The sequence below is a fragment of the Aeromonas sp. RU39B genome (genome assembly GCF_900156095.1).
Classification (GTDB): Bacteria; Pseudomonadota; Gammaproteobacteria; order Enterobacterales; family Aeromonadaceae; genus Aeromonas.
This window is the reverse complement of record NZ_FTMJ01000007.1, coordinates 108,949-123,822: the sequence shown is the minus strand read 5'-3', so window position 1 is coordinate 123,822 and position 14,874 is coordinate 108,949. Positions and strand designations below refer to the sequence as shown.

The following is a 14,874-nucleotide window of genomic DNA, read 5'->3' as shown; positions in this document are numbered from 1 at the left end:
TTACCGGTAACATGTTACCGGTAACGTGGTAACTTAGAACCCATCCGACACGTGATTTTTAAGAAGTGAGATAGAGGTCAAATTATGGCGGGAAAAAGCATTATCGTGATGGGAGTGTCCGGCAGCGGCAAATCCTCGGTAGGAGCCAAGGTGGCGCAATGTATCGGAGCCAAGTTTATTGATGGCGATGATCTGCACCCGCGCGCCAATATCCAGAAGATGGCCAGCGGCAATCCCCTTGACGATAACGACCGCATTCCCTGGCTCGAGCGAATCCGCGATGCGGCTTACAGTCTGGAGCACAAAAATGAAGTGGGTGTGATCGTCTGCTCGGCCCTCAAACGCCAATACCGCGACCTTATCCGCGACGGCAACAGTTCGGTGCGCTTTCTGTTCCTCGATGGCGAGTTCAGCCTGATTCTCGAGCGCATGAAAGGGCGCCAGGGTCACTTTATGAAAGAGGCCATGTTGCAAAGTCAGTTTGATGCACTGGAGCGGCCACAAGGCGAACCCGGCGTCATTTGTATCAACATTGAAGGCAGCTTCGATCAGGTTGTGGAGCGTGCCGTTCATGCCCTGGAGGCAGAGTCATGATTCATCCCGTTATCGCGCGAGTCACCGACCGCATTCGCGAACGCAGCCAGAGCCGCCGCGCCGCCTATTTGGCCCGCATGCAGCAGATGGCCAGCAAGGGCAAGGTGCGCGCCGGCCTGGCCTGCGGCAATCTGGCCCACGCCGTTGCCGCCTGTGACAGTGACGAGAAAGCCCGCATCCTCGATATGACCCGGGCCAACATCGGCATCGTGACGGCCTATAACGACATGCTGAGCGCCCACCAGCCCTACCAGGCGTACCCGGACATCATCAAGGCGGCGCTGGCCGAGCTGGGCCACAGCGCCCAGGTCGCCGGCGGCGTACCAGCCATGTGTGACGGCGTCACCCAGGGTCAGCCGGGGATGGACATGTCCCTCTTCTCCCGCGATTTGATTGCCCAGGCCACGGCGCTTTCCCTGTCGCACAACACCTTTGATGCCACCCTGCTGCTCGGTGTGTGCGACAAAATCGCCCCGGGTCAGTTGATGGGCGCGCTCTCCTATGGCCATCTGCCCACCGCGTTTGTACCAGCCGGCCCGATGGCCACCGGCATCAGTAACGACGAGAAGGTAAAAATTCGCCAGCACTACGCGGCCGGGCAAGTGGGACGCGATGCCCTGCTGAAAATGGAGTGCAACGCCTACCACTCGGCCGGCACCTGTACCTTCTACGGCACCGCCAACACCAACCAACTGGTGTTTGAAGCGATGGGGCTGATGCTGCCGGGCTCAGCGTTTGTGCATCCGCACAGCGAGCTGCGCCATGCCCTGACCCGCGAGGCGGCCCAGCGTATCAGCGCCATGACCGGGGGCTCGGGTCAGTTCCGTCCGCTGGCCGAAGTGCTCGACGAGCGCAGTCTGGTCAACGGTCTGGTGGCCCTGCTCGCCTCTGGCGGCAGCACCAACCACAGTATCCACATGGTCGCGATTGCCCGTCAGGCTGGCCTGCTCATGACCTGGGATGATTTAAGCGATCTCTCCGATGCGGTGCCGCTGCTGGTGCGGATGTACCCCAACGGTCCGGCCGACATCAACGCCTTCCAGGAAGCGGGCGCGGTACCGGGCCTGCTGCACCGGTTGGCTGAGCTGAACCTGCTGCATCTCGATGCCACGCCGGTGTTTGGATCCATGGCTGATTACCTGAAAAACCCGGAGCTTGAGCAGGACCAGCTGGTGTGGAAAGAGGCCGGAGAGAGCCGTCATCCGGACGTGCTGGCCGCCAGTGGTCAGCAGTTTCAGTCGATCGGCGGTCTCAAGGTGCTCGATGGCAATCTGGGACGCGCCGTGATCAAGGTATCGGCGGTCGCCGCCGAACATCGCCTGATCGAGGCACCCGCGCGGGTGTTCTCATCACAGCACGCGGTAGAAGCAGCTTACAAGGCAGGCGAGCTCAATCAGGATGCAGTGATCGTGGTGCGCCACAACGGCCCGGCAGCCAACGGGATGCCCGAACTGCACAAATTAATGCCGATTCTCGGCAACCTGCAAAAAGCCGGTCACAAGGTCGCGCTGGTCACCGATGGTCGCCTCTCCGGCGCCTCGGGCAAGATCCCGGCCGCGATCCACGTCACCCCGGAAGCACTGCACGGTGGCGCCATCGCGCTGCTGCGTGACGGCGATCTGCTGCAGCTGGACGCCGAGCGGGGCAGCCTGACCTGCCTGAGCGATCTCGGCGGTCGTGAACCGGCCGCCATTGATTTGAGTGCCGAGCAGGATGGTTGGGGACGCGAGCTGTTTGGTGTGATGCGCCGCGCCGTCTCCAGTGCCGAGTGCGGCGCCACCATTTTCGAGTAAGCGTAACCAAGGAAATCATGATGCAGAATTGGAACCTCTCCCCTGCCGCCGTCTTTGCCGCCTCGCCGCTGGTACCGGTGATGGTCATCAACGAGCTGGATCAGGCCTTGCCAATGGCAGAAGCGCTGCTTGCAGGTGGCATTGCGGTGTTCGAAATCACCCTGCGCACCCCGGTGGCACTGGCGGCCATCGAACGCATCGCCAAGGCAATGCCCGAAGCGATGGTGGGTGCCGGCACCGTTATCAATGCCGATCAATACGATGCGGCGGTTGCGGCGGGCTCACGCTTCGTCATCTCCCCCGGCATGACCCCTTCCCTGCTGGCCCACGCCGCCAAGGGCAGCGTGCCGCTGATCCCGGGCGTTGCCACGCCTTCCGAAGTGATGCAGGCGCTTGAGGCCGGGTATGATCATCTCAAGTTCTTCCCCGCCGAAGCCAATGGCGGCGCCAAGGCACTGGCTGCCATCTCGGCGCCGCTGGCGCAGGTTCGTTTCTGCCCGACCGGCGGTGTTGGCCCGAACAACGTGGCCAACTATCTGGCCCTGAAATGCGTCGCCACCGTTGGCGGCTCCTGGATGCTGCCAGCCGAGGCGATTAAAGCAGGCAACTGGCAGGAGATCACCCGCCTCACCCGTGAGGCGGTTGCTCTGACCCAGCGCTAAGCGCCCCATCTGTAGCAATGACGCAGGCCACCGCGGGGTGGCCTGTTTGGTTATGACATCGGGTGGCTAGCCCAGACTTTCCCCTTCAAACAGGGTGAAGCCAAGATCACGCACTGGTTGGTCAATCGGCTGCCCGCCGAGGCGGGCAAGCAGCAGGGTGGCCGCCTCACGCCCAATCGCTTCACGCGGCGTGACGATACTGGCCAAGCGGGGAGAGATGGCGCGACCGATGTTCAAGGAGTTCGAGCCTGCGATCGCAATCTGCTGCGGTACCGCGATGCCACGTGCCTGAGCCCGCATGATGGCACCGACCGCCAGGTCATCATTGGTGCAAAACAGGCCGTCCAGATCGGGCCAGCGCTCCAGCGCCTGCTCCAGCAATTCGCCGCCGAGGGTAAAGGTGGACGAGTTGCCAGTCAGCAGGTGACGACCCTCCAGCCCAGCTGCCTGCATGGCATCGTAATAGCCTTCCATCCGTAGCCGGGTACGCACATCGAGCCGCGCCCCGAGATAGACGGTGCGGGTACGCCCACGCGCCAACAGCAGATTGGTCATGCCACGGGCGGCGGCGCGGTGATCCATCCCCACCACCATGTCGATGGGATCGCTGGGGAAATCCATGGTCTCCACCACCGGGATCCCGGCCGTGGCAATCATCTTGCGCGTGCGCTCGGTATGCTGGCTGTCGGAGAGGATCAAGCCATCCACGTGATAGGAGAGCAGAGAGGCAATCTGCTCCTCTTCCCGCTCGGGACTGTAGCCATAGTGAGCCAGCAAGGTCTGGTAGCCGGCTGGCCGGGTGACCGACTCGATCCCCTGCACGACGGCGGCAAAAACCTGGTTGGAGAGAGAGGGCAACAGAATGCCGATGGCGCGACTGGTGGCGTTGGAGAGAATATCTGGCGCCCGATTCGGGATATAGCCGAGGGACTCCACGGCCTCAGCGATGCGCAGACGTGTCGCCTCGGCGACCGAGGCGGGGTCACGCAGGTAACGGCTGACCGTCATCTTGGTCACGCCGACCAACTCGGCAATATCTTGCAGGGTCGGGCGGCGTTTGCGATTTTCGTTCATGGCAGGTCCGGCGGAAAATGTTACGTGTAACATACCCGTTCCCGGACCCAAAGTCAGCCGTCAGAGCGGCGCCTTCTCCTGATTGGTGGCGGCGATATGGTGGATGGCGAGGTCGGCACCGATAAACTCTTCCTCTTCGCTCAAACGCAGACCCACCAGCTTTTTCATCAGGCCATAGACCAGCGCGCCGCCAATCAGGGCGACCGCGATCCCCATCAGGGTGCCGAGCAGCTGACTGGCGAAGCTGACGCCGCCCATGCCACCCAGATAAGGATGACCGAAGATACCGGCGGCCAAGCCCCCCCAGGCCCCACACAGACCATGCAGCGGCCACACACCGAGCACGTCATCGACCCGCGGCACCTTGCGCTGCAGCCAGGTAAACGCACCGATAAAGATACCGCCAGCCACGCCACCCACCAGCAGCGCGCTGATCGGGTGCATCAGGTCGGAGCCGGCGCAGACCGCCACCAGACCAGCCAGCGGGCCGTTATGGATAAAGCCGGGGTCATTGCGACCAAGCAGCATGGCAACCAGCGTACCGCCGACCATCGCCATCAGCGAATTGAGCGCCACCAGCCCGCTGATCCCGGCCAGTTTCTGGGCCGACATCACGTTAAAACCGAACCAGCCAACCGTCAGCACCCAGGCGCCCAGCGCCAGCATCGGAATGTTGGAGGGAGCAAAACCGACCGGCTGACCACCACGGATGCGACCACGCCGCATCCCAAGCAGCGCCACGGCCACCAGACCAATCCAGCCACCCACGGCATGCACCACCACCGAGCCGGCGAAATCATGGAAGGGGTGACCAAATTGCTGCTCCAGCCAGGCTTGAATGCCATAGTTGCCGTTCCAGGCAATCCCCTCAAATACCGGATAGACCAAGCCAACGGTCAGACCCGAGCAGAGCAGCATGGGATAGAAGCGGGCCCGCTCGGCCACGCCGCCACTGACGATGGCCGGAATCGCGGCAGCAAAGGTCAGCAGGAAGAAGAATTTGACCAGTTCATAGCCCTGTCCCACCGCCAGCGTCGGCGCATCGGCAAAGAAGGTGCGGCCATAAGCGATCCAGTAGCCGATAAAGAAGTAAGCCAGGGTCGAGATACCAAAATCGGTGATGATTTTGACCAGAGCGTTGACCTGGTTTTTGCTGCGCACTGTGCCTAGCTCGAGAAAAGCAAAGCCCGAATGCATGGCGAGCACCATGATGGCACCGCCGAGCACGAACAAGGTGTCCGCGCTCTGGGCCAGCGTGGCGATGGCGTTGTTATCCTGCACTGTGTGTCCCTCATTCCATTTGTTGTTATCTGCTACCCACATCGAGGTGAGCAGCAACGGCAAGGGGCCAGCACAGCAGGAGTCGTGCCATGGAAAAGGGCCCTAAAATGGGCCCCAGTAGAAAGCATTGAGTCATTTTGGTGCCCCACTAGAAGGCGAAGCACCAAGATCGGGCAACTAACCGCCGCGCGCCAGCCACTTGGCCGGATTGATGGCTTCACCCTGATAGCGAATCTCGAAGTAAAGTCCGGTCTGATCCTGGCCACCGCTGTTACCGACCAGTGCCACCGGCTCACCCTGTTCAACCTTCTGACCCACCTTACGCAGCAACGACTGGTTGTGGCCATACAGGCTCATGTAGCCCTTGCCGTGATCGATGACCAGCAACATGCCAAAACCATCCAGCCAGTCGGCATAGACCACCTTGCCGGGCGCAACCGCCTTGACCTGAGCCCCTTCAGCGGCACCGATCAGCGTGCCCTTCCACTTGAGCTCGGCAGTGCGGCGGGTGCCATAAGAGATAAGAATGGGCCCTTGCACCGGCCAATTGAGACGGGCACTGGTGCTTAGCCCCGAGCTGTAACGGCGGGTGGCGGTCTCTTCCTGATCCAGTTGTTTCTGCTGGCGGGCCAGCTCGCGCGCCTCATCCTGCTTGGCATGCTCGGCCTGTTTGCGCAGCCGCTCCTTCTCGGCCTTGATCCTGGCCAGACGCTCCTGTTCGCGGCGCTCAGCCTCTTCCTGCTGGCGACGCAACTCTTCGAGACGCGCTTTCAGCTTCTGCTCGGCCTTAAGCAGCCTGCCCAGCTTGGCTTCGTCGCTCTGCACATCCTGCTGCAACTGCTGACGGGTCTTCTCGCGGGATTGCTGACTGGCCAGCAGGCTTTGGTGCTGCTGTTTCTGGTCATCGAGCAGCGCCTGCTGCCGGGCGAGCATCTCTTCACTCGCCTTCTGGTTAGCGGTGATCTTCTGCTGGGTCGTGCGCAGGGCTTCGATGGATTCAATACGCGCCTTGTTGAAGTAGGCGTAAAAATCGAGAGTACGGCTGATACGGTTGGGATCTTGCTGATTTAGCAGCATTTTAAGGTAATCGTGTTCACCCGATATAAAGGCACTTTGGGCCTGTCTGGCCAGCATCGCCTTCTGGCGCGTGGCCTGACGCTCCAGCTCCTGCTTTTCACGGGTGAGGGTCTGGATGCGGGCTTCACTTTGTTTGAGCTGGGTTTGGGTATCACTGAGTTTGGCGGCAGCACTGGAGACCGCCTGCTCATCACTGCGCAGCTGTTCGGCCAGTTTGGCCAGCTCCTGCTTACCCAGTTTGACGGTTTTCTGCTGCTCTTTGATCTGCCCTTGCACCTTGCCAAGGTCGGCGGTGGGGGCTGGCGCAGCCGTGGTAGTGAGGCAATAAAACAGCGCGCCGGCCAAGAGGCCGACGCGACAGAGGTATCTTGAAATCAGTGTCCGTCCCCGCATGGGGCGGAATTATTTCAAATTCACCAGGGGCTTACCAGTCATTTCCGGCGGTACCGGCAGACCCATCAGGGTCAGCATGGTCGGAGCCAGATCAGAGAGCTTGCCACCTTCAGCCATTTCAGCCTTGCGACCGAAGTAGATGAGCGGAACCGGCAGATTGGTGTGAGCGGTGTGCGCTTGACCGGTCTCTTCATCCATCATCTTCTCGGCGTTACCGTGGTCGGCAGTGATCAGGCACTCGCCACCCACTTCGGCCAGCGCGTCAGTGACGCGACCGATGCAGTGGTCAACCGCTTCACACGCCTTGACGGCCGCATCGAACACACCGGTGTGGCCAACCATGTCGCCGTTCGGGTAGTTACAGATGATGACGTCGTACTTGCCGCTCTTGATGGCAGCAACCAGCTTGTCGGTCAGCTCGCCAGAGCTCATTTCCGGCTGCAGATCGTAAGTAGCAACCTTCGGGCTGGCCACGATTTCGCGATCTTCACCCACGAAGCAGGACTCTTCACCACCGTTGAAGAAGAAGGTGACGTGAGCATACTTCTCGGTTTCGGAGATGCGCAGCTGGGTCTTGCCCTGCTTGGCCAGCCACTCGCCCAGGGTGTTAACCAGAGCAGTCGGCGGGTAGGCACAGGCGGTCTTGATGTCGGCGGCGTACTCGGTGAGCATCACGAAGTTCAGGGCCGGAGTCGCTTCGCGGGCGAAACCGGTGAAGTCGGTATCGACGAAGGCGCGGGTGATTTCACGGGCGCGGTCGGCACGGAAGTTCATGAAAATCAGGGCATCGCCATCAACCATAGGGGCGGCTTCACCGATACGGGTGGCTTTGACGAACTCGTCGTTCTCGTCACGCGCATAGGCAGCAGCCAGCGCTTCGGTGGCGCTTTCGGCGGTGAACTCGGCCTTACCCTGGGTCATCAGGTCATAAGCCTGTTGTACGCGATCCCAGCGGTTGTCACGGTCCATGGAGTAGTAACGGCCAATCATGGAGGCGAAGCGACCCTTGCCAAGTTTGGCAAACAGGGCATCGAACAGCTCGATGGAGCCTTGGGCAGAGCGCGGCGGTACGTCACGGCCATCCAGGAAGGCGTGGAAGTAGATCTTCTCGGCGCCACGCTTGGCAGCCATCTCGATCATGCCCATGATGTGCTCTTCGTGGCTGTGTACGCCACCCGGAGACATCAGGCCCATGATGTGCACGGCCTTGCCGTTGGTCACGGCAGAATCAACAGCCTTGGCCAGCTCGACGTTCTCAAAGAAAGGACCGTCTTGGATGTCCTTGGAGATGCGGGTCAGCTCTTGATACACGATGCGACCGGCACCGATGTTGACGTGACCCACTTCGGAGTTACCCATCTGACCGTCGGGCAGACCCACATCCAGGCCGGAGCCGGAGATCAGGGTGCTGGTGTAGTCACGGGCAAGACGCTCGAGGTTCGGCTTCTTGGCGGCGGCCACAGCGTTGAACTCGGTCTTTTCGCTGTAACCCCAGCCGTCCATGATGATCAGGACCAGGGGTTTCTTGGCTGTTGACATAAGACTATGTCCTCTCGGATTGATATCAATTATGGGGAAACGAAACTAGCGTAATATTACTACATCCGCCGAAATAGTCACCTGATCCGCCAGCCCCCGGCACAGCGCGCTGAGAGCCCGCTCCCGCTTTGCCAGAATGAAGGCTGATCTTCTCAACTGCCCCATGTATACTCGGGCCCTTGTCACGAATTTGGTTTTGGATTGTAGGAAAGATGCAAGAGTATCTGGATTTTGCGACCCGCAACCCGCTGCTGACTGCAGCCTGGTTCGGTCTTGCCGGCACCCTGATCTACACCACGGTGCGCTCGGCTTTCTCCCCCATCAAGAGCGTCAACAACCACGGCGCTACCATGCTGATCAACCGCGAAAATGCTGTTGTCGTTGATGTCCGTACCCTGGATGAATTTGGTCGTGGCCATCTGGCTGGCGCCCACAACATCATCCAGAGCGACATCGACAGCAACAATCTCGGTCAGGTCGACAAGCACAAGGAAGACCCCATCATCGTGGTCTGCGAAACCGGCATGAGAGCAGGTGCGGCTGCGCGTACCCTGAACAAGCACGGCTTCAAGCAGGTATACATTCTGGCTGGCGGCATGGCCCAGTGGCGCGCCGACAATCTGCCGGTCACCAAGAAGCGCTAAATACGAAGACAGGGCTGTCGCCCCGTATCGCTCATCAAAGGAATCAAGTAAATGGCTGAAGCAATCAACAATCAGGAAGTCCAACCCGAATTCAACATCCAGCGCGTCTACATCAAGGACGTCTCCTTCGAAGCACCGAACACCCCGCACGTGTTCCAGCGGGAGTGGCAGCCGGAAATCAGCCTGGACATGGACACCAAGACTAACCTGCTGGCTGAAAGCATCTATGAAGTCGTGCTGACCGTGACTGTCACCTGCAAGCTGGGTGAAGACACCGCCTTCCTGTGCGAAGTGCATCAGGCCGGTATCTTCACCATCGGCAACATGCCGGAAGCCCAACTGGCTCACTGCCTGGCCGCCTTCTGCCCGAACATCCTGTTCCCGTATGCCCGCGAAACCGTGGCTGCGCTGGTTAACCGTGGTTCCTTCCCGCAGCTGAACCTGGCGCCGGTCAACTTTGACGCGCTGTTCGCTCAACACGTGGCTCAACTGCAGGCACAACAGGCCACCGCGGAAGCCTGAAATGAGTGACAAGGCTGCGATTTCGGTCTTGGGGGCGGGGTCTTATGGCTCCGCCCTTGCCATTTCTCTGGCCCGTAACGGCCATCCAACCCTGCTTTGGGGCCACGATGCCGCCCACGTGGCAGAGCTGACACAAGACCACTGCAACAAGGCATTCCTGCCGGATGTCCCCTTCCCTGACTCACTGCTGCTGACAGCCGATCTGCACGAGGCCGTACAAGCCGCCCCCGTGCTGCTGCTGGTCGTACCGAGCCATGTATTTGGCGACGTGCTGACCCGGGTCAAGCCATTCTTGCGCCCCGACAGCCGGATTGCCTGGGCCACCAAGGGGCTCGAGCCTGACAGTGGCCGCCTGCTGCAAGAGGTCGCCAGAGAAGTGCTGGGTGAGGCAATGCCGCTGGCGGTCATCTCCGGTCCGACCTTCGCCCGCGAGCTGGCTGCCGGTATGCCAACGGCTATTTCCGTCGCATCGACCGATCCGGCATTTGCCGAAGATCTGTCACATCTGCTGCACTGCGGCCGCTCGTTCCGCGTCTATACCAACCCGGATTTTGTCGGGCTGCAGTTAGGCGGCGCGGTGAAGAACGTCATCGCCATCGGTGCTGGTCTCTCCGATGGTCTGGGTTTTGGTGCCAACGCCCGTACGGCTCTGATCACCCGTGGTCTGGTCGAGATGCAACGCCTTGGCGTCGCGCTCGGCGCCGATGCCAAGACCTTTATGGGAATGGCCGGACTGGGCGATCTGGTGCTCACCTGTACCGACAACCAGTCACGCAACCGCCGTTTCGGCCTGGCGCTGGGCGCTGGCAAAGGCACCCAGCAGGCAATGGACGAGATTGGTCAGGTGGTGGAAGGCTATCGCAACACCAAGGAAGTACATCTGCTGGCGGCCCGCTGTGGCGTCGAGATGCCGATCTGCGAGCAGATCTACAAGGTGCTGTATGAGGGTAAAAACCCGAAAGAGGCCGCTATCGCCCTGCTCTCGCGCGACAAGAAAGACGAATAAAGTCTTTCTGCACCATGTAAAAGGCCCCACCAACTGGCGGGGCCTTTTGTTTGAATCGCCGATCAGTAGTAGGAGTGTTCGCCACGCGAGTGCTCAGTGGCATCCTTGACACCCTTGAGCTCGCCCGGGAATTTCTCAAGCAACTGCTTCTCGATCCCTTCTTTAAGGGTGTAATCGACCATGGAGCACCCGTTGCAACCACCACCAAACTGCAGGATGGCAAAGCCATCATCGGTCAGCTCGGTCAGGGTGACCTTGCCGCCGTGACCTGCCAGCATGGGGTTGACCTCGGAGAGCAGCACGTACTCGATACGCTCGATCAGCGGCGCATCATCACTCACCTTGCGCATCTTGGCGTTGGGCGCCTTCAGGGTCAGCTGGGAACCCATCTGGTCAGTGACGAAATCGATGCTGGCCTCTTCCAGAAACGGAGCGCTCAGCGCGTCGATCATGGCATCGAAGCCACTGAACGGCAGATGCTGATCATCCGGATCCACGGCATCAGGCGGGCAGTAGGAGACACCGCATTCGGCGTTGGGCGTACCGGGGTTGACGACAAACACCCGGATATTGGTCCCGTCCGGTTGTTTCTCCAGCAGCTTGCGAAAATGAGCCTGTGCGGCTTCGGAGATGGTAATCATTACTGTCCTCATAAACCTGAGTGAACGACTAGGGTATTTATGATACTCCGGTTGCTGCGTGATGGGTAGCAACGCAATCACACAGCGTGACCCTCAGCTCAGATGGCGCTGGGTGCGGCACAGCGCCCACACGTCTACTCGCTCGACTCCGCTTTTTAGTAACAGACGGGTCAACTGTCCGGCCGTGGCACCGGTGGTGACCACGTCATCGAGCAGCGCCACATGACGATAGCGATGGGCTGCCACCTCAAATGCACCTTTCAGGTTGCGTCGCCGCGCGCCAGCCGTGAGGCTGGCCTGCTGCGGAGTATGACGAATTCGCCTGAGCAAACGGCCATCCACCGGGATGCCGGTCAGGGCACTGAGCTCTACCGCCAATAGCTGTGACTGGTTAAAGCCGCGTCGCAGCCGGCGCCACCAGTGCAGAGGTACCGGCACAATCACCTCGGGTGGCGCAGCCAGATCCAGATGATCGGCCAACAACCTGGCCAGAACCGGGGCCAGCATAGTCTGCCTGGCATATTTAAAGCGCGGCACCAGCACGGGCCAAGGCGCTTGGTAATCCCCGACCACCTGCAATCGCTGCCAAGGCGGTGGGCGCCGCTGACAGCGACCACAGAGCCGCTGCTCATCCGGCAGCCATGGCGGCAGAGGCGCGGCGCATCCCTGACAGCGCGATTGGGATTGCTGCAGCGCCAGCCGGCAGTCATCACACAGTAGCGGCCAGTGGCTGGGCAGGTTACAGAGCAAACAATGACCCGTCCAATCGACCGATGAGCCCAGCCAACCCTTTGCTTTGTCAATCCAGCCCTTTACCATGCAGCACCAGAATTTGCAGCAACAGGACATGAGTGTAGATGAGCATTAGCGTCGAACAGATGGGAGCGGGCCCGGATCTGGTCCTGCTGCACGGGTGGGGAATGAACAGCGCCGTTTGGCAGGGCATTGCCCCAACGCTGGCAAAACACTTTCGGCTGCATCTGGTGGATCTGCCTGGGTTTGGCCACTCACCGCTCGCAGAGGACAGTGACTACACCCTGCCGTGGCTGGCCGAGCGCGTTGGCGAAGTCATGCCTGAGCACGCCACTGTGCTGGGTTGGTCGCTTGGTGGCCTGGTCGCCAGCCAAATTGCTCTCGACCGCCCGACCCAAGTAGCGCAACTGGTCACCCTCGCCAGCTCTCCTTGCTTTGTTGCCCGTGACGAATGGCCGGGCATTGCCCCCAAGGTGCTCGATAACTTCCAGGCCATGCTCGGCCATGATTTCAGCCTCACCATCGAGCGCTTTCTGGCGATTCAGGCGCTTGGCAGTGAACATGCCCGCGATGATATTCGCCAACTCAAAGAGTGGCTGGCGCAGCGCCCTGCTCCCCATCCACGGGCACTGGCGGCCGGGCTCGAGATTCTGGCCGACGCCGATTTGCGTGATGAGATGCTGCGCTGGCAAGGCCCTTGGCTGCGCATCTATGGCCGACTGGACTCGTTGGTGCCTAAGGCCACGATCCCCCTGCTCGATCAGCGCTATCCGGCCAGCCGCAGCATTCTGTTCGAGAAGGCGTCACATGCGCCCTTTATTTCCCATCCGGATGAGTTTTGTCAGCGTCTACTGACCGAGATCGTCTAAAAAAACACCATCGCGCTTCATTTCTCGGCATCGCTGACGGATAATTGATCTATCCGGATAAGGAGAAACACCATGCGTATTGATTCCGCCATGAGCAGCGGTGTGCTCGGCTATCAGCGCGCCGAGCAGACCGTCGACAAGGCATCTGATGCCATTGCCCGGCTTAACACCCCGAGCGGCGACAAGGTCAATGTCACCGACGAGTTGGTCAACCTGAAAAGCGGTGAGCTGCAAGGTGAAGCCAATGCCAAGGTCATCAAGACCGCCAGTGACATGATGGGGACCCTGATCGACATCCGGGTGTGACATGAACGTCAATGTCACCCTGCCCAACCTGATTCCCAATCATCTGTATCCACAGACGGAATCGGCGCGAGCAGACAATCGTAAAGCTGAGTTTATCCCCCAGCCGGCCAATTCACGTGCCGGTTCGCCGAGTGGTGAAACCGGCAGCGACCAGCAAAAAGAGAAAACCAGAAGCACTGCCAATAACGCCGATACGGTCGTCACCCTGCGTGACAACCGCAATGAATCCCTGCTCCAATCCCGCTATCTGGCTGATGCCATCGATCCTGATGCCGGCCGCCAACAAGGCCAGCAGCAGTCGTCGCAGCAACAGCGCGATGATCAATACACGCCCCAACAACAGGAAGAGCTGCAACAGCTGCAGGAGACTGATCAGGACGTTCGTGACCACGAACAGGCTCATCAACGTGTCGGCGGCCAATATGCTGGCTCGCCGGTCTACAGCTATACCAGTGGGCCGGATCGCCAGCGATATGCCACCTCGGGTGAAGTTGAGATCGATATTTCCGAGGTGCCGCACAACCCTCATGGCACCATCGACAAGATGCAAATTGTTCAGGCCGCCGCCCTGGCGCCCGAGCAACCCTCTTCCCAGGACTATTCGGTCGCACGTCTGGCTGCCGAGAAAGAGGCCAAGGCCCGTGGCATGCTGCGCCAGCGCCAGATCCAGGCCTTTTCTGGCGGGACCCTCGACACCTATCTGATCAATCGCAATCAGGTGATAGCCAACCGTTATCAGAGCGCTGTCACCCCTGCTTCCTCCAGCGCCGTCGATCTGACTGCTTAGGAATCCACCACTTTCTGTCGCTATGATCTATCTTGAAGATCGGTCCACCCGTCATAGCGAGGCCTACATGAACTTTAATGAAGTAAAACCCGAAGATTTCACCACGTTTTCCCGCGTTCCTCCGCCCCATCTCCAGATGGAACAGCTCTTGATGCAACTTGGCGGTGGCGGAACCGAAGGCACAGCATTCAAGAAGAAGGTCATGCTGGCCGCTGGCTGGAGTCACACCGGGGTTGTATCGTTTGGCAAATACCCTCAGGAAGCCTGCAACGCCTTCAACCGGCTGCGTGACGGGCTGGCAAAGACTCAGGACCCACAAGAGTTGCTGGATTTACTTGGTAAGGAAAGCCAATAAATTCAAATAATTAATGATGTATCTCGGGCATGGCGCGCCGTCTGGTGAACTTTTTTCATGTTTGAATGGAACCTCCCGTGAAAACCGCTGACTAACTGTATAGTTGAGGAAGTGCTAATAAGTCACCTTTTGAATACGCCCCGAATTCTTTCGGGGCTTTTTTTATCATAATGATTTATAAAGAAAATATTTTCAGTCACAGTTTGTGAAAGTAACTTACAAAAATTACTTTCATTTTCCACATCCTTGCAGTAAAGTTGAACGCGTAGGGTACAGAGGTAAGATGTTCTATCTTTCAGACCTTTTATTTCACGTAATTGAATGTGGCTGAATAGCAGCCCCGTAGAGTTTGACCTCTTCGGGGCGTTTTTTTGCCTGCAATTTAGAGCAAATACTTTAAAGCTGTTGCTATTCTGGTATAATTCAGGGGTTTCTTGAGGAAATTCAATCGTCGAGTTCTCAAGATTTAGCTTCTTCCCTATTAAATTTGATCGTCATGGGCCGGTGCCAAACAGGTGACCGGCTTTTTTTTATTCCAGATTTTTTTGAAATTTTATTACAGTATGGTAATTCTGGAG

The 14,874-nt window shown here is 59.3% G+C and carries 16 protein-coding genes; 10 read left to right on the top strand and 6 right to left on the bottom strand.

The annotated features are described in order from the left end of the window. Window positions 1–84 precede the first annotated feature (84 nt). From BW958_RS11485 to BW958_RS11475, 3 genes are read left to right on the top strand one after another with little or no spacing between them, the layout of a single operon-like run. On the top strand, window positions 85–594 hold the full coding sequence (locus BW958_RS11485; RefSeq protein ID WP_076575873.1) for a gluconokinase: 510 nt from the start codon (window positions 85–87) through the stop codon (window positions 592–594). Next, window positions 591–2,387: a phosphogluconate dehydratase gene (gene edd / locus BW958_RS11480; protein ID WP_076575872.1), complete on the top strand. Its 1,797-nt coding sequence runs from the start codon at window positions 591–593 to the stop codon at window positions 2,385–2,387. The genes BW958_RS11485 and edd overlap by 4 nt, the downstream gene beginning before the upstream one ends. Before the next feature lie 20 nt (window positions 2,388–2,407). Beyond that, window positions 2,408–3,049: a bifunctional 4-hydroxy-2-oxoglutarate aldolase/2-dehydro-3-deoxy-phosphogluconate aldolase gene (locus tag BW958_RS11475; protein WP_076575871.1), complete on the top strand. Its 642-nt coding sequence runs from the start codon at window positions 2,408–2,410 to the stop codon at window positions 3,047–3,049. A 66-nt stretch (window positions 3,050–3,115) separates the two neighbouring features. On the opposite strand, the gene BW958_RS11470 is transcribed toward BW958_RS11475, so the two are convergent. The 4 genes from BW958_RS11470 to gpmM form a co-directional block, all read right to left on the bottom strand. Beyond that, window positions 3,116–4,123: a substrate-binding domain-containing protein gene (locus BW958_RS11470; protein WP_076575870.1), complete on the bottom strand. Its 1,008-nt coding sequence runs from the start codon at window positions 4,121–4,123 to the stop codon at window positions 3,116–3,118. A gap of 60 nt (window positions 4,124–4,183) precedes the next feature. Beyond that, window positions 4,184–5,404 carry an ammonium transporter gene (locus tag BW958_RS11465; protein ID WP_218641762.1) on the bottom strand — a complete coding sequence of 407 codons (1,221 nt, stop codon included), beginning with the start codon at window positions 5,402–5,404 and terminating at the stop codon, window positions 4,184–4,186. Between the two features lie 177 nt (window positions 5,405–5,581). After that, a complete protein-coding gene (gene envC / locus BW958_RS11460) occupies window positions 5,582–6,874 on the bottom strand; it encodes a murein hydrolase activator EnvC (protein ID WP_076575869.1) in 1,293 nt (430 codons plus the stop codon). A 9-nt stretch (window positions 6,875–6,883) separates the two neighbouring features. Then, on the bottom strand, window positions 6,884–8,413 hold the full coding sequence (gpmM, locus tag BW958_RS11455) for a 2,3-bisphosphoglycerate-independent phosphoglycerate mutase (RefSeq protein WP_076575868.1): 1,530 nt from the start codon (window positions 8,411–8,413) through the stop codon (window positions 6,884–6,886). A gap of 212 nt (window positions 8,414–8,625) precedes the next feature. Between gpmM and BW958_RS11450 the strand changes: the two genes are divergently transcribed. The 3 genes from BW958_RS11450 to gpsA are packed head-to-tail and all read left to right on the top strand — an operon-like array spanning window position 8,626 to window position 10,585. Beyond that, window positions 8,626–9,057: a rhodanese-like domain-containing protein gene (locus tag BW958_RS11450; RefSeq protein ID WP_076575867.1), complete on the top strand. Its 432-nt coding sequence runs from the start codon at window positions 8,626–8,628 to the stop codon at window positions 9,055–9,057. A 51-nt stretch (window positions 9,058–9,108) separates the two neighbouring features. After that, complete coding sequence (gene secB, locus BW958_RS11445; RefSeq protein ID WP_076575866.1) at window positions 9,109–9,579, top strand: protein-export chaperone SecB; 471 nt, start codon at window positions 9,109–9,111, stop codon at window positions 9,577–9,579. 1 nt (window position 9,580) lies between these two features. After that, window positions 9,581–10,585, top strand: a complete 1,005-nt coding sequence (gene gpsA / locus BW958_RS11440) for an NAD(P)H-dependent glycerol-3-phosphate dehydrogenase (RefSeq protein ID WP_076575865.1) — start codon at window positions 9,581–9,583, stop codon at window positions 10,583–10,585. 62 nt (window positions 10,586–10,647) lie between these two features. Here gpsA and nfuA read toward each other — a convergent pair whose 3' ends face one another. Both nfuA and BW958_RS11430 read right to left on the bottom strand, forming a co-directional pair. Further along, on the bottom strand, window positions 10,648–11,226 hold the full coding sequence (nfuA, locus tag BW958_RS11435; protein WP_076575864.1) for a Fe-S biogenesis protein NfuA: 579 nt from the start codon (window positions 11,224–11,226) through the stop codon (window positions 10,648–10,650). A 93-nt stretch (window positions 11,227–11,319) separates the two neighbouring features. Next, on the bottom strand, window positions 11,320–12,045 hold the full coding sequence (locus BW958_RS11430) for a ComF family protein (protein ID WP_076575863.1): 726 nt from the start codon (window positions 12,043–12,045) through the stop codon (window positions 11,320–11,322). A gap of 38 nt (window positions 12,046–12,083) precedes the next feature. Here BW958_RS11430 and bioH point away from each other — a divergent pair, with 38 nt between their 5' ends. From bioH to BW958_RS11410, 4 genes are all read left to right on the top strand, one after another. Beyond that, a complete protein-coding gene (gene bioH / locus BW958_RS11425) occupies window positions 12,084–12,848 on the top strand; it encodes a pimeloyl-ACP methyl ester esterase BioH (RefSeq protein WP_076575862.1) in 765 nt (254 codons plus the stop codon). A gap of 72 nt (window positions 12,849–12,920) precedes the next feature. Next, window positions 12,921–13,154, top strand: coding sequence for a flagellar basal body rod C-terminal domain-containing protein (locus BW958_RS11420; RefSeq protein WP_076575861.1), 234 nt, complete (start codon window positions 12,921–12,923; stop codon window positions 13,152–13,154). 1 nt (window position 13,155) lies between these two features. After that, window positions 13,156–13,941 carry a putative metalloprotease CJM1_0395 family protein gene (locus BW958_RS11415; RefSeq protein ID WP_076575860.1) on the top strand — a complete coding sequence of 262 codons (786 nt, stop codon included), beginning with the start codon at window positions 13,156–13,158 and terminating at the stop codon, window positions 13,939–13,941. A 67-nt stretch (window positions 13,942–14,008) separates the two neighbouring features. Beyond that, entirely contained in the window at window positions 14,009–14,296 is a 288-nt protein-coding gene (locus BW958_RS11410) for a hypothetical protein (RefSeq protein WP_076575955.1), read from the top strand. The last annotated feature ends 578 nt before the right edge of the window (window positions 14,297–14,874 follow it).